Here is a 14,535-nt window from a genome sequence, read left to right on the forward strand (position 1 = left end):
AATCTTGGTTTTGGTGAAATGTTGTGTGTTTTTCTTCAAAAACAAAATCGATTATTACATTTTATTTAAGGTCTTTGTATATGCTAGATAAGCTTTTTCATTTTTGTGTTTGGTTCTTGGCTGCTTTGACTTTTGCCATTTCTCTTAGCTATCCATCGGGTTATAACATAGGCGCTACTTTAATCTTCTTACTAGGGATGATTTTCCTATTTGTGCGCGATCCAAAGTCAGACGTAGATAAAAGTGACGTACAACTGATATTTACATTTGCTGTTTATGGTTTGCTTATGTTCTTTTTTGTCTATTTAGACGGGTTTCATATACGTGAGCTGGATCGTCCTTCTCGCTTTATTCTGGTATTACCTATTGCGTTGTTATTAATGCGATTAAATGGTCCAAGGGAGTGGATGTTTTATGGGGTGGTTATAGGGGCGATAAGTGCCGCTATTCTCGGTGTGTATGAGCGCATGTACCTTGGGTTGGGTCGAGCTCATGGTAATGAGCATCCGATCATGTTTGGAAATATAGCGATGATGTTGGGCATGTTAAGTTTTGTTTGCGCTTTATATTTTTATAGTAAAAAGAGCATTGTCTGGACTGTTTTGTCATCGTTGGGGTGTGTTTGTGGTGTAGCGGCTTCGGTTATGTCGGCTTCAAGAGGAGGGTGGGTTGCACTTCCTTTAGTCGGGCTTTTTTTGCTTTGGAATAGTCGTTTTCTATTGGGAAAAAAACGACTTTTAAAAATTGCTTTGTCTATTTTAGTTGCGTTTTTTACAGTTTATTTTGTTCCTCAGACAGGTGTTGAAGGTCGTATTAACCAAGCATTGAATGATATTACTCGCTATGATCAAGGAATCGATAAAAACTCTTCAGTTGGCTTGAGATTTGAAATGTGGAAAGGGGCTATCAAAATGTTTGAGGCATCACCTATGGTTGGTGTCGGTGAATATGGGAGTTATTCTTTTAAGCAAGGCTTGATTCGAGATGGGGTTGTCTCAGAAAAGGTATTAATGTTTTCACATGCCCATAATGAATACCTAAATTCGTTAGGCTTAACAGGGATCTTAGGTTTTATTGCTTTGATGTTGGTGTATCTCGTCCCATTGAAATTGTTTTTAGGTAAAATGAAAGAGCATCAAGATGACTGGAATATTCGTTCTTATGCTATGGCTGGGGCCCTCGTTCCGATGTGTTATATGGATTTTGCCCTATCTCAATCTATGTTCAGTCATAGTATAGGTGTGATGATGTACGCTTTTCCTATTGTTTATTTCTGGGCAGCCTTGCGTTGGGCAGAGCGGGAAAGTTTAGCTAAAGCTTCTGTGGCTTAATTTTCTAGGTGTACTACATTTTGTATAAACAATAAAAAAAACGCTGATTGAATCAATCAGCGTTTTTTTATTCAAGTCACGTTATATTTGAAGAGACTTCTTATTCAGCCTTTTCAATACCATGCAATTCAACTACAAACTTAAGGGCAGCGTTTGGTGGAATGGGTCCTGTGCCACCTGGGCCGTAGGCTAGGTCAGCTGGGATGTATAGTTCGTATTTTGAACCAACCGGCATAAGCTGTAGACCTTCAGTCCAGCCAGGAATCACGCCGTTTAGTGGGAAAGTAATCGCTTCACCGCGTTGGTAAGAACTGTCAAAGACGGAACCATCCATTAGGGTGCCTTCATAATCTACTTTTACCGTATCTGTTGCCGCTGGTTTCTCACCCTCACCGGTGGTGATGACTTTATACAGTAAGCCAGATTCTGTTTTCTGTACGCTATCTTCCGCTTCTTTTTCTTTCAACCAAGCTTCTGATGCGGCTTTTGCCTCTTCTGCTACTTTTTGTTGAGCTAGCTGTGCTTTTTCCATTTCTTCTTGCTGATAGGCTTGGATGGTTTGGGTCACTTCTTCCATGGTCATTTGAAGCTCTTTGTCCGCCGTTGCATCTTCAAAACCCGCTACGAAGCTTTTGACATCTAAGTCAGAGAAATTTTGTGACATACGCGTACCAAGCATGGTGCCCAAGCTGTAGCCTAATTTTTGTTCTTTAGAATCTAAAGTAGCTGGGCTAGTGTCTTTATGGTCGTCTGCGTATGCAAAAGCAACAGAGGACATTATCAAGGTCGCGATTAGAGTTTTCTTCATAAAAAGTGTTCCATTGTTTAATTAATTATCACTGAGAGGAGTCAGTTTTTAAGACGGAGCTCAATTTTAATACTGTTTTTTTGTGCCAGTAGATTGACAAGTTGACGACAAAGCAGAAAGTGCAATATACGCCTTGTGCTTTGCAAAATCAGATCCGTCGCTCTTTTGTTACATAAGTGTTCTAACATAAGATTGACTACTTAAGCCAATTTTATGTGTTTCACTTTACCAAAGCGACCCCTTCACCTGCACACTTTGTTTGAGTCCCAAAAGACTGATTGGTTCCACAAAACACAAGACGCAGAGTGAGATTAATCCTCGTTCATATAGTGAAACAATCGCTTTTACAAAAGCATGACAGTGTTTGCGAAAGCCGGTTTCTTTACATTCTGCTCTTGACGGTTTTCTGACGCTTTATTTGGTCAACAGATAACGAAGCGGTGAGTTTCTTGAAAATTCAATTCACATCTCCGCTATTTGATTCGGTCCCACTATCTCATTCATACGTACTATTTAATTCATCCCAAGAAAAAGCGGAATCAATACGGGTACTAAAACGCTCATGATAAAGCCACTGGCAATGCACACAGGGACGATTTGTGAACCATGGAATTTGCCTAACATGGGTAGGGTGAAATCCATGGCTGTGGCGCCAGAATAGCCAACCGATAAATGACTGTTGATACGGGCTAAAAAGGGGATGAACATCAGAGCGACGATTTCGCGGCTTAAATCCAATAAGAAGGCCGTGGTGCCAAGCACCGGATCCCCTAATCCCGTGATGAGTATGCCTGATAAGCTGTACCAACCAAACCCTGATACAACTGCCAGTCCCTGATACCAGTTTAAGTCTAGAATAAAGCTGCTAAGCCAACCAGCGAATAAGGTCGTTACTATTGTGACTAGGGCGATGATCACCCCTTGGCTATTCAGAAAGAGTTTGCGTAATCGATAGTTGCCTTGTCGTAATTGGCAACCGATTAAAAACAACAGAAAGTACAGCAACCAAGTTACGTATTCGTCTATGTGTAATGTCCAGTTTTTCCCGACAATACCAAGCACCACTCCACCAATGACCCAGCTAATGGTTTTTAATGCGTCCATCAAGGCTTGTTTTAGACTGGCTGAAGCAATTTCTTCAGGGTTATTTTCAGTGTGTTTATTAAAGCATTTTCCGCTGACATAAAGCCCTAAAAGACTGAGGCTACTGACTAGCAAAATTAAGATGACAGCTTGATAACCCGCAATCAATAGCTTTTCAATGAGGTTATCAAGTGACCCAAGGCTGAAACCAATTAGCCCTAGGATCAAGTAAACAAGTTGTTCAAGCCATTTCGCGACACGTTCTGGTGTAAAAGGTTTGAGATGAATCCAATAGCCGAAAAGCAAAGTGATAAGAAGAGGACCTAATGTAGTGAGCATTGTCATACTGATGTCATCCAAGACAGAGGTAAATACAAAGAGGCGCTATTTTGTCGAGAATAGGCACAGAATTCAAGGCGGATGATGGTTGCTTTTGATGCAATGTCATGGGCTTGGTGTTAGATTAGCGGCTTTATTTTGGTTGTTTGGACTTTACACCTGTGGTGAAACGTTTTGCGGTATTAAAAGAAGTGTTGCACTTGCTGTTTCCAATGGTTCTGACGATGACGCTTGAGCTGTCGATCAGTGTCGTGGATACGATCATGCTGGGACATTACGATGCCTTGCATCTGGCCGCTGTCGGGCTTGCCTCGAGTTTGTGGATGCCCATTGGGTGTTTTTTGATTGGCGCGACGTTTGGTCTGACACCGCTGGTTACACGACATCTACATGGTCGTCAGCCAAAGCTGATTAACTTATACATGTCTCAAGCCGTTGGTTTATCAATCGCCTTAGGGGTTGTGGCGATTTTACTGACGGTTTTCCTGCTGCCACATTTTGCTCGTATGATGGCGACTGAGCCAGAAACCCGAGAGGTCTCGGTCACTTATCTGTACATCTTCGCACCTGCATTGCCTATGTTGGCATTGATGACAGCCTATAAAAACTTGTTCGAAGCGGCTGGCCGTCCTAGTTTCCCTTTGATGGTGGCAAGTGCGGGCTTATTATTGAATATTCTTTTTAACTATGTGCTGATTTTTGGGCGATTTGGTTTTCCTGAAATGGGGGCAAAAGGGGCGGCTATTGCTTCTTGTTTATCTCTGTACTTGGCGGTGTTCTTTTTTGTGGTGTATGACAAGTTCTTAAATAAGCAGCCTCTCTTTACGCGATTGGTATGGCGTTATGTTCGTCAGTTTGGCATCTTGCTGAATGTGGGAATGCCTGCCGGTTTTGCCTTTGCGTTTGAGGTTGGCTTGTTTTCCTCGATGACCTGGTTGATTTCGTCTTTTGGGGATTTGGCATTGGGTAGCGGTCAGATCGTCATGTCGTATACCTCATTTTTGTTTACGCCAGTGATGGCCATGAGCGCGGTAACTGCCATTGTGGTTGCAAAGGCCATGTCAAAAGAGGGCGTGGACGGAGTGATGAAACGTCTGCGAGTGATTGTATTGCTCGGTTTAGGCTATGTTGGCGGTTGCTTTGCTATTACGCAGACGTTTAACGAACAGATTCCCTACCTCTACAGCAGTAATGATGACGTTGTTGCACTGGCGGCCAGCATCTTATTGATTTCTTCTTGTTACCAGTTACCTGATATGCTGCAAGCGACATTTACGGGGGCTTTGCGTGGTTTCAGGGATACTCGTTCTTCGATGATTGCCTTTGGGGTATCCTTGTTTGGATTGAGCATACCACTTGGCTTTTGGCTATCGCATTATAGTCCTTGGTCAGAGACATTATCCCTGCGGGGGTTTTACATTGGTTTAGGCGCAGGCCTGATCTTGTTAGCGAGTATTTTAATATTACGTTTTCATTACGTTTTAAAACGTTACAAGGGCAAACGAATTTCATCGCCGCGGGAAGTGGCTTAGTCTTGTGATTTAAGTATTTTGATTTAAGTGCTAGGAAATATGGTATGAAACAGATTTTAGTTACAGGTGGTGCGGGGTTTATAGGTAGTCATACTTGTGTGGAATTGTTGCTGCAAGGGTATGAGGTCGTTGTAGTGGATAACCTATGTAATGCCAATCCTGAAGTCTTTAATCGTATCCAAACCATTACCAATCAATCGGTTATTTTTTTATGAAGCGGATCTGCTTGATCAGTCAGCCATTGACGCTATTTTTGAGCAACACAGTATCGATGCTGTTATTCATTTTGCCGGGCTAAAAGCGGTAGGGGAATCCACACAAATTCCAATCACCTATTACCACAATAATCTGACCAGCACCTTGCTGTTGTTAGAGGTGATGGTGAAACATCATGTCTTTAATCTTGTTTTCAGTTCTTCCGCTACGGTTTATGGTGAACATAACCCGATTCCTTATGTGGAGCATTTTCCTTTAAGCTCAACAAGTCCATATGGTCGTACCAAGGTGATGATTGAGCAATTTTTACAAGATGCTTTTGTCTCGGATCCAAGATGGAATGTGTCCTTGTTGCGCTATTTTAATCCTGTTGGTGCTCATCCAAGTGGTTTAATTGGTGAAGATCCAAATGGCATTCCAAATAATCTCATGCCTTTCATTGCTCAAGTTGCCGTCGGCAAGCGTGAAAAACTGAGTGTATTCGGTGGGGATTATCCGACTCACGACGGCACCGGCGTGCGAGATTACATCCATGTGGTGGATTTAGCATTGGGTCACATTAAAGCGCTTCAGAAGCTAGAGGAACAACAATCGGCGAGCATTGAAGCCTATAACTTGGGGGCTGGAAAAGGTGATAGTGTATTGGACGTGTTAAAGGCATTTGAAAAAGCTTCTGGTAAAGACATTGCTTATTCAATTGAAGCCAGACGAGCTGGCGATATCGCCGAGTTTTACGCGAATGCAGACAAAGCTAAAGCCGAATTGGGTTGGGAAGTCGAATTAACCTTAGAAGACATGTGCCGAGACGCATGGAGATGGCAAAGTCAAAACCCCAATGGTTTTGGTGACTCTTAACCTACCTTTAGTACGCTGACATTAGAGTGGGCAAGCTGATTGAATGTTGAACCTGCGACATTGCTCAATGAGTTGATCTATGTCCATATGTTGTTCAACGCGGTTGGCCAGTCGCTCAATTTCGCTCTCTCTGTGTTGGCGATAATCAAATGCTTTGCTTTGAGTGTGTCCGGCCCATTCTAACAAGGCGTTTAAGGCACCAGTATGATCAAACAAACCATGTAAGTAAGTACCGATGATTTGCCCATCGACAGATCGATAACCTTCCGCTTCGCCATTATCCAGTTCGATCAAGGGGTCATGAGCTTGGGTGAATTGAGAAACACCTGAGTGAATTTCATAGCCTGTGATCTGAGCTTGTCCCTGTATTAGCTTGCCTTGTTGTTGCTTAAGTTGTTTTTCCTCTTTTAAGACGGTTGTCATGGGGATGAAGCCAAAGCCATTGGTTTGTGTGCCCGGTGTTTGGTTTTCTAGCCCAAGGGGATCCGATAGGTGTTCTCCGAGCATTTGGAAGCCGCCGCAGATACCAATGACTTTACCGCCGTATCTAAGGTGTTTCTGCAAATAGTTTTCCCAGCCTTGTTGACGAAGAAAGGCCAGATCACTTTGTACGCTTTTGCTGCCGGGTAAAATCACTAGGTCAGCGGGAGGGATTGGCTCATTGGCACCCACTAATGTCACTTGTACCTCTGGGTGCAAGCGCAGGGCGTCCCAATCGGTATGATTACTAGTTCGAGGCATGACGGGAATGACCACTTGCAGTTTATCTGTCGAATGGTCCTTGATGGGGCTCTGAGCCACGGCGTCTTCCGACTCTAAATGAAAGCCTGTCAGATAAGGTAAGACCCCTAATACAGGTTTGCCAGTATGTTCTTTTAACCAGTCGAGCCCAGGCTGCAATAGGCTGATGTCGCCACGAAAACGGTTAATCACAAAACCAATCACCCTGTCTTGCTCACTTTGGCTAAGCAGGTCTAATGTGCCGACTAGATGCGCAAAGACACCGCCTTTGTCTATGTCGGCAATGATGATAACGGGGCAATCAATGCTTTCCGCAAAGCCCATGTTGGCAATATCACGAGCGCGTAGGTTGATCTCGGCTGGGCTGCCAGCCCCTTCTATTAATACCGCTTGATATTGTTCAGCAAGGCGATGGTAGGAATCCAAGGCGGCCTGTTTGGCGATGCTTTTGTATTGGTGATATCCGACCGCATTCATATTGCCCACGGCTTTGCCTTGAATGATGACTTGGGCGCCAGTGTCTGTGTTGGGCTTGAGCAGAATGGGGTTCATGTCCACATGGGGGGCCAAGTGAGCTGCCTGAGCTTGTACGGCTTGAGCTCGGCCGATTTCATGGCCATCTTGGGTGACTGCGCTGTTGAGTGCCATGTTTTGTGGTTTGAAAGGCACAACCGAGAGCTGGCGTTTTACCAAGAGTCGGCATAGCGCTGTCACTAGGGTGCTTTTTCCAGCATCAGAGGTTGTCCCTTGGACCATTAAGCTAAAGGCAGGCATGAAGTCATCACGTTTTAAATCAATAAGGTGTTAGAATTCTACCCAATGTTTCGATCACTGAAAAACGACCAATATTCATGATGACTTCAATTTTTGACTTTATATCGACGAATGCCCTTATTTTAATCATTGCTCTGCTGCTGGACCGATTAATTGGTGAGCCTAAATCATGGCACCCACTGGTTTGGTTCGGGCGATGGGTGGATCTTGTGCGCCAATATACTATGGCGCCTCAAACTGCTAAGGCTGGGCAACAGAAACGAGCGGGAGTATTTGCTTGGGGGTTGGCGGTGATACCTTGGTTATTGGTTTTATATGCCTTGTTTTGGCTGTTACCGACTTGGTTAGACCGCAGTCTTGCGGTGTTGATTGTGTATTTTGCTATTGGTTGGCAAAGTTTAAGAGAACATGCGTTTGCCATTGCTGAGCCATTGCAGAAAGCATCCCAAGGCGATTCGTCTGGGTTACAGCAAGCACGACAAGCGGTCGGTTATATTGTGAGTCGTGACACACAAAACCTAGGTGAAGAAGAGATTGCCAAAGCGGGTATTGAGTCTGTGTTAGAAAACGGTAGTGATGCCATTTTTGCGCCGATATTTTGGTTTGTGATTGCCGGTGTGCCGGGGATTTTGCTCTATCGACTTGCCAATACATTGGATGCTATGTGGGGTTACAAAAATAACACCTTTATTCACTTTGGTTGGTTTGCCGCGCGTTTCGATGATGTGTTGAATTATTTGCCAGCGCGATTGGTGGTTTTTACCTATGGAGCCTGTGGTGAATGGCATGCGGCGTTGCGTTCTGCTCGTCGCCCCTCCGCCAGTTGGAAAAGTCCTAATGCTGGCCCAGTAATGGCTTCAGGTGCGGGTGCGTTAGGTATCCAAGTTGGTGGAAGTGCGGCCTATTTTGGCAAAATGGAAGAGCGCCCGATTTTAGGGGAAGGGGAGCAAGCTCAACCCAAAGACCTGGTACGAGCCGTTGAGCTGGTGGACAGAAGCGTGTATTTGTGGGGATTTGTCATATGTCTGCTGTTTTAAATAAAGCCAATTTGGATGTGGCCAGTTTGCCGCATGGTGGGGATTTAGAGTGCTGGCAAAGACAAGAAGGTGATCAGGCTTTGTCTTGGTTGGATTTGTCTTCTGCTTGTAATCGCGAACCTTGGCCAATTCCTGATTTTCCCAAATCCCTTTGGATGGCGTTGCCAGATCAGGCGGCGTTAATGCAGTCGGCACGGTCGTATTATGGTGTTTGTCCCACTGTGATTGCGTCGGGTAGTCAACAAATAATCGAAGCCTTACCCATCTTGAAGCGTGAACAGCTTTCCTCAGAAAGTACCTTGTCCAATCGTGTCTTTGTCCCTAGAGTCGGTTACCAAGAACACGCTTTTGTCTGGCAAAAATGGGGATTTGAACTGGCTTATTATGACAATTTGAGTGAGTTACTCGAACAGACTTGGACGGTGGCTGTTTTAGTGAATCCAAATAACCCGACTGGGGAGTGGACGGATTCTGAATTGGCTTTGAAGGTACTAGCACACGCGCAAAAACAGCATGCTTGGTTTGTTGTTGATGAGGCGTTCATTGATGTTCAGCCTGAGTTCAGTCTACTAAGCCGATTGGATGAACAAATCGACGGTGAGCATGGTTTTGATTCTTTGTTTGTGTTGCGTTCAGTGGGTAAATTTTTTGGTTTAGCTGGTGCAAGAGTTGGCTTCGTTTTTTGTCATCCAGACTGGCAGCAAAGCTTGAATAACTTAATCGGGCCTTGGCCTGTGGCCAGTGCCAGTTTGCATCTAGTGGACTTGGCGTTGCAAGATCAAGCATGGCAGTTGGTAGCAAAGCGCAATTTACTGGCTCGTCAGACTTACTTTGTTGAAAAAGTGCTGCCTAAGTTCCATACCATATTCGACTCACAAGATTATACCTTGCATCCTTTGTTTGTGACTTGGCGACTGTCAGGTCAAGGTTATGCAGAACAGGTGTTTGCTATGTTGCATGAGGTGGGGGTGCACACGCGTTTAGGTGACGGTTGGATACGGGTAGCAATGCCTGCTATGTCTGAAATAGAGACATTAGATGCCTTGTTGATACAATTATTAAAAGGGGCAGGGGGGCGTGATTTAGCATGAAGCATTTGGTACTGGGAGGCGTTCGCAGTGGCAAAAGTGCCTTTGCCCAAGATTTGGTTGCTGAAACTGGCAAACCTGTTTGTTATGTGGCGACGTCTCAAGTTTGGGATGATGAAATGGCGCAACGGGTTGAGCGACATAAATTGAATCGTCCTGCACAATGGCAGCTGATTGAAGAACCGATTGCACTGGCAGAGACGCTCAACCGTCTCAATAATGTCCAGCAAGCCGTGATTGTGGAATGCTTTAGTCTGTGGCTAAGCAACCTTTTGTGCCTAGAGGACGATCAAGCGTTTGAGAGAGAGCGTCAATCACTATTAAACGCCGTAAAGCAATTTCAAGGGGATTTGGTGCTGGTATCCAGTGAAGTCGGTTTGGGCATCATGCCGATGAATGCATTGGCCAGACGCTTTGCGGATGAAGCAGGAATGCTGAACCAATCATTGGCTAAATTGACCGATCGGGTAACTTTTGTTGCAGCCGGGCTGCCAATGCCATTAAAATAGCATGCCTTCCAATACCTTAAAATCGATCTTTGAATGCTGTTTCTCTGTGCATACTGTTTATGTACAGGTTGTTTTCCTTAAGACGATTTATTAGTTTTTAATTACGATAGCTTGAAAGCATAGGAGCCTTGATGACCCCTTATTCAAAAGATTTTCCTGTTTCTTGGGAAGAGCTGCATAGAAATGCACGTGCTTTGTCTTGGCGTTTGCTTGAGCAAGGCCCTTGGAAAGGCATTATTGCGATTACTCGCGGTGGTTTAGTACCTGCGGCCATCTTGTGCCGTGAGATGGATATTCGCCTAATTGATACTATTTGTGTCGTTAGTTATGGTGCTGATGAAGATGGTGGTGCGGCGATGAAACAAGGTGACTTAAATGTGTTAAAAGGCGTGGAAGGAGATGGCGAAGGTTTCATTCTAATCGACGACCTAGTGGACACTGGTCGTACGGCGGCGAAGGTTCGTGAAATGTTACCTAAAGCACACTTTGCTACTATTTATGCCAAGCCAGCTGGTAAGCCATTAGTGGATACCTTCGTAACGGAAGTGAGTCAAGACACTTGGATTCGATTCCCTTGGGACATGGAATACACCTTCTCCACACCTCTGGCAGACCGTCAGCCAATATAAATTTATCTTCCTATCTTATTGAATTCATGAAATAAAAACGAGGGTTTATAAATTTACACAAATCTCTCGTTTTTCTTCTCGTTTTATAAGCTACCTTTAAAGTATGTTTTACAGAAAACATGACCGATGCAATCTGTCATTTCTGACCTGCTTTATAACTCTTATAGGATGTTGAAAATGAGTATTAGGTTAATCCGACTGGTGTTGGTTGCTATTTTTTCAGGCTTAGCGGCACTTCCTCTTTACGCGGAAGCCATTGTGGCTCGAGCGCAGTTCGCAACGGATGTTATAGACCGTGAGCCGATTGATGACATAGGCAAAGTCGTTAAAGTGGAATACGGTGCGATTCAACGCGTGTATTTTTTTACTGATCTACGAGACATGTCTGGTAGCAAGGTATCTCACCATTGGACACTAGATGGTGAAGACATGGCTGAAGTGTCTTTTGAAATCGGTGGAGATCGTTGGCGTGTTTGGTCTAGTAAACGTTTGATGCCGGGGTTTGATGGTAAATGGCGTGTCGACGTCGTGCAAGACGGTGAAGTGATCGAGAGTCATTCTTTTGATTATGTCGATGACGAATAGTGTAAACGAAGAATATCCCCATTTTGTTCCAGTGTTATTGGTCCTCAGGTTTCCCCATAAAGCCCATTCATGAAGACATGAATGGGCTTTATGCTTTCTCGTTATTATTAGTGGACAGACCTTAGATTTTCTGGAAAGGGTAAATGCTGCCCAAGTTCAATAATTGCGTCAATTCATCCAGTGCCGTGCGGCTTTCGATTAAGAGTTGTGGGTCGGCCAAGTCTGCTTCCACTAAACGATCACGGTAATGACGATCAACCCATTGATTCAGTTGAATGAACTGTTCGTCATTCATCCAAATTGCAGGATTGACTGCTTGGCGCTCAGCTTTGGTGAGCGCCACTCTTAGTCGTAAGCAAGCAGGGCCACCACCGTTACTCATACTTTGTTTAAGATCGAATACTTTCACTTCTTGAATTGGGGCGTTTGATTCAACTAATGATTGAAGATAGCGCCAGACATTTGGATTGGCTTGGCATTCACCAGGCACAATCAACACCATGTTATCGTCACCGCGACTGAGGAGCTGACTATTAAACAAATATGACTGAATGCAGTCTTGTACTGAAACGGCGTCGCTTGGTACTTCAATGAAGTGAAATGGACTGGTTCTGTCTCCCCAAGCAGTGAGCAAATCTTGTTTCATTTGCGCTGTATCAAGAAAGGCTTGCTGATGGTAAAAATGTGCATTGCGATTGCCGACCGCGATCACATCATTATGGAATACGCCGGCGTCAATAACATCTGGGTTTTGCTGTGCGTAAACCACTTGCTGAGGCGATAATCCATGCGCTCTTGCAACCGCTTGTGAGGCTTCCAAAGTTTGACGTGCGGGAAATGATGTTGGCCTCGGAGCGGCTTGATCGAAGGCCTTCGTACCATAGACAAAAAATTCAATGCCGGCTTCGTTGTAGTGCTCACAAAAACGTGTGTGATTGGCCGCCCCTTCGTCACCAAAATGCTCAACGCTGGGGAGAGCGTTGTGATGGGAAAAATACTGCGAGTCAGCAAAACTAGCTCGTAAAATGGCCGCAGTTGTTTCATGTTCGATAGAGCGATGAAACTTATTGACTAAGTTTGCTGTGGTGAAATGAACGCGTCCATCCTGCGTGTCGCCACTGGGTGAGACAGTCGCCGCATTGGCTGTCCACATACAAGAGGCCGAGCTGACAGCGGCAAGCAATTTTGGTGCTTGTTTTACTACTTTTTCCAGCACTTGCTGATCGCTCCCCGAAAAGCCTAATCGACGTAAGGTCGGTAGATGAGGGCGCTCGTGAGGCGCTAGAATACCTTGTGCGAAGCCCATGTCTGCTAGGGCTTTCATTTTCTCCAAACCTTGTTTTGCCGCGGCTTTGGGATTTGACCCTTGAGTGGCGTTTTTAAGGGAGGCGACGTTTCCAAAGGAAAGGCCGCTGTAGTTGTGTGTCGGGCCAACTAAACCGTCAAAATTGGCTTCGGTTGCTGAGTTCATGTTGACCTCTTTAGATACTGATTAAGCACTTTGGCTATTATGTTTATGAATTTGTTTGAAGCGTTAGGCCAGGAAGGAGCTTTTCTGGCACTGTAAGTTCGTCTACTTCAATGCTGGCGACAGGGTAAGCACAGTAGTCAGCGGCGTAGTATGCGCTGGCTCTATGGTTGCCACTGGCACCGGTACCGCCAAATGGGGCAGCACTAGAGGCGCCGGTTGTTTGGCGATTCCAATTAATAATGCCTGCTCGGCTATGTTGCAAAAAGTATTCATATTCGTCTCGCTCATCCGACAATAGTCCAGCCGAGAGGCCAAAACGCGTATTATTGGCAACGTTCATTGCTTGAGTCATTGAGTCATATCGAATGACGGTCAACAAAGGGCCAAAATACTCTTGATCAGGGAGTCGATCTTGGATCTTGGTCGCGTCGACAATACCAGGCGTTACAAAGCCTGTTTGTGGAGCACCTCTTGTCATCTCGAGCAAGGGTGTTGCTCCCATATCTAGTAAAGTATGAAATGCTTTAAGAACATGCTCTGCGGCATTGGCCGACACTAAAGGACCAATAAAAGGTTGAGGGTCGGCATCAAAACGATCAATGCCAATGGCTTTGGTTGCGTTCACTAGACGCGTGATAACCTGATCACCAAGTGGGCCTTTTGGCACCAGTAAACGGCGAGCACAGGTACAACGCTGGCCGGTTGAAATAAAGGCCGACTGAAGAATTTCATGTGTCACAGCGTTCAAATCTGATACTTTTTCAGACACAATCAAAGGGTTATTCCCCCCCATCTCTAAAGCTAAAATTTTACCCGGATGACCTGCAAAATCTTGATGCAGTAAGTGGCCGACTTCTGGACTGCCAGTAAAGAATAAACCGTCAATGTCTTGATGATTGGCAAGAGCAATACCCGTCTTCCGTTCTCCTTGTACTAGATTTAGCACGCCATCAGGGATACCGGCTTGTTGCCACAACTGGACAATTTTGTCCGAGGTTGCTGGGGCTTGTTCACTGGGCTTGAATACCAGTGTATTGCCTGCAATCAATGCAGGTACAATGTGACCATTAGGTAGGTGTCCAGGGAAGTTATAGGGGCCAAATACTGCTACGACACCATGAGGTCGATGACGTAAGACTGCTTTGGCTCCCGGCATTGAGGTTTCTTTGGTGCCGCTTCTATCGTGGTAAGCTTGCTGTGAAATTCCCACTTTGCCGATCATGGCAGCCACTTCTGTACGGGTTTCCCACAAGGGCTTGCCAGTTTCGCGACTGATTAGAATAGCGACCTCTTCAGAGTGAGTTTTTAATAATTCGACAAAGTGCTCGATGATGCTCAAACGTTCTTCTAGAGGTCGATTGGCCCAGTTAGGAAAGGCCTGACGAGCGACCTGAATAGCAAGGTTTACTTGTTGTTCTGTGGCACTGTTTGCTTGCCAAACCTTTGTTGCATCACTTGGGTCGATTGATTGAAACGGTTGCCCTTCGCCAATTTGCCATTGGCCATTGATAAAGTGTGCTTGTTTCATACTCTCTCT

General features: G+C 45.0%; 14 protein-coding genes. 9 read left to right on the forward strand and 5 right to left on the reverse strand.

Features of this window, described 5'->3' with window-relative positions; genetic code table 11:
- Positions 1 to 80: 80 nt before the first annotated feature.
- Positions 81 to 1,331, forward strand: coding sequence for an O-antigen ligase family protein (locus tag MAR181_RS02510; protein ID WP_013795047.1), 1,251 nt, complete (start codon positions 81 to 83; stop codon positions 1,329 to 1,331).
- A gap of 100 nt (positions 1,332 to 1,431) precedes the next feature.
- Here MAR181_RS02510 and bamJ read toward each other — a convergent pair whose 3' ends face one another.
- Both bamJ and MAR181_RS02520 read right to left on the reverse strand, forming a co-directional pair.
- The gene (gene bamJ, locus MAR181_RS02515) at positions 1,432 to 2,139 is read right to left on the reverse strand and encodes a BamJ family beta-barrel-assembly machinery protein (protein ID WP_013795048.1); all 708 of its coding nucleotides are present in this window, start codon (positions 2,137 to 2,139) and stop codon (positions 1,432 to 1,434) included.
- A gap of 513 nt (positions 2,140 to 2,652) precedes the next feature.
- A complete protein-coding gene (locus MAR181_RS02520) occupies positions 2,653 to 3,567 on the reverse strand; it encodes a LysO family transporter (RefSeq protein WP_013795049.1) in 915 nt (304 codons plus the stop codon).
- A gap of 155 nt (positions 3,568 to 3,722) precedes the next feature.
- Here MAR181_RS02520 and MAR181_RS02525 point away from each other — a divergent pair, with 155 nt between their 5' ends.
- The 3 genes from MAR181_RS02525 to galE are packed head-to-tail and all read left to right on the forward strand — an operon-like array spanning position 3,723 to position 6,164.
- On the forward strand, positions 3,723 to 5,093 hold the full coding sequence (locus tag MAR181_RS02525; protein WP_013795050.1) for an MATE family efflux transporter: 1,371 nt from the start codon (positions 3,723 to 3,725) through the stop codon (positions 5,091 to 5,093).
- Between the two features lie 44 nt (positions 5,094 to 5,137).
- On the forward strand, positions 5,138 to 5,308 hold the full coding sequence (locus tag MAR181_RS18720; protein WP_425357349.1) for an NAD-dependent epimerase/dehydratase family protein: 171 nt from the start codon (positions 5,138 to 5,140) through the stop codon (positions 5,306 to 5,308).
- Positions 5,244 to 6,164, forward strand: a complete 921-nt coding sequence (galE, locus tag MAR181_RS02530; protein WP_425357350.1) for a UDP-glucose 4-epimerase GalE — start codon at positions 5,244 to 5,246, stop codon at positions 6,162 to 6,164. The genes MAR181_RS18720 and galE overlap by 65 nt, the downstream gene beginning before the upstream one ends.
- A gap of 21 nt (positions 6,165 to 6,185) precedes the next feature.
- On the opposite strand, the gene MAR181_RS02535 is transcribed toward galE, so the two are convergent.
- Positions 6,186 to 7,679 (reverse strand): cobyric acid synthase, encoded by a 1,494-nt coding sequence (locus tag MAR181_RS02535; protein ID WP_013795051.1) that lies wholly within the window; start codon positions 7,677 to 7,679, stop codon positions 6,186 to 6,188.
- Positions 7,680 to 7,756: 77 nt separating this feature from the next.
- Between MAR181_RS02535 and cbiB the strand changes: the two genes are divergently transcribed.
- From cbiB to MAR181_RS02560, 5 genes are all read left to right on the forward strand, one after another.
- Positions 7,757 to 8,716, forward strand: coding sequence for an adenosylcobinamide-phosphate synthase CbiB (gene cbiB / locus MAR181_RS02540; RefSeq protein WP_013795052.1), 960 nt, complete (start codon positions 7,757 to 7,759; stop codon positions 8,714 to 8,716).
- On the forward strand, positions 8,701 to 9,807 hold the full coding sequence (locus MAR181_RS02545; protein WP_013795053.1) for an aminotransferase class I/II-fold pyridoxal phosphate-dependent enzyme: 1,107 nt from the start codon (positions 8,701 to 8,703) through the stop codon (positions 9,805 to 9,807). The genes cbiB and MAR181_RS02545 overlap by 16 nt, the downstream gene beginning before the upstream one ends.
- Positions 9,804 to 10,313, forward strand: coding sequence for a bifunctional adenosylcobinamide kinase/adenosylcobinamide-phosphate guanylyltransferase (gene cobU, locus MAR181_RS02550; protein ID WP_013795054.1), 510 nt, complete (start codon positions 9,804 to 9,806; stop codon positions 10,311 to 10,313). Before MAR181_RS02545 ends, cobU begins: the two co-directional genes overlap by 4 nt.
- A 131-nt stretch (positions 10,314 to 10,444) precedes the next feature.
- The gene (gpt, locus tag MAR181_RS02555) at positions 10,445 to 10,942 is read left to right on the forward strand and encodes a xanthine phosphoribosyltransferase (RefSeq protein WP_013795055.1); all 498 of its coding nucleotides are present in this window, start codon (positions 10,445 to 10,447) and stop codon (positions 10,940 to 10,942) included.
- Positions 10,943 to 11,119: 177 nt separating this feature from the next.
- Positions 11,120 to 11,527, forward strand: coding sequence for a DUF2914 domain-containing protein (locus tag MAR181_RS02560; RefSeq protein WP_013795056.1), 408 nt, complete (start codon positions 11,120 to 11,122; stop codon positions 11,525 to 11,527).
- Between the two features lie 121 nt (positions 11,528 to 11,648).
- Here MAR181_RS02560 and astB read toward each other — a convergent pair whose 3' ends face one another.
- Together astB and astD are read right to left on the reverse strand one after the other, a co-directional pair.
- On the reverse strand, positions 11,649 to 12,998 hold the full coding sequence (gene astB, locus MAR181_RS02565) for an N-succinylarginine dihydrolase (RefSeq protein ID WP_013795057.1): 1,350 nt from the start codon (positions 12,996 to 12,998) through the stop codon (positions 11,649 to 11,651).
- Between the two features lie 43 nt (positions 12,999 to 13,041).
- Positions 13,042 to 14,526, reverse strand: a complete 1,485-nt coding sequence (gene astD / locus MAR181_RS02570) for a succinylglutamate-semialdehyde dehydrogenase (RefSeq protein WP_013795058.1) — start codon at positions 14,524 to 14,526, stop codon at positions 13,042 to 13,044.
- Between the last annotated feature and the right edge of the window lie 9 nt (positions 14,527 to 14,535).

This window comes from Marinomonas posidonica IVIA-Po-181 (assembly GCF_000214215.1).
Lineage (GTDB): Bacteria > Pseudomonadota > Gammaproteobacteria > Pseudomonadales > Marinomonadaceae > Marinomonas > Marinomonas posidonica.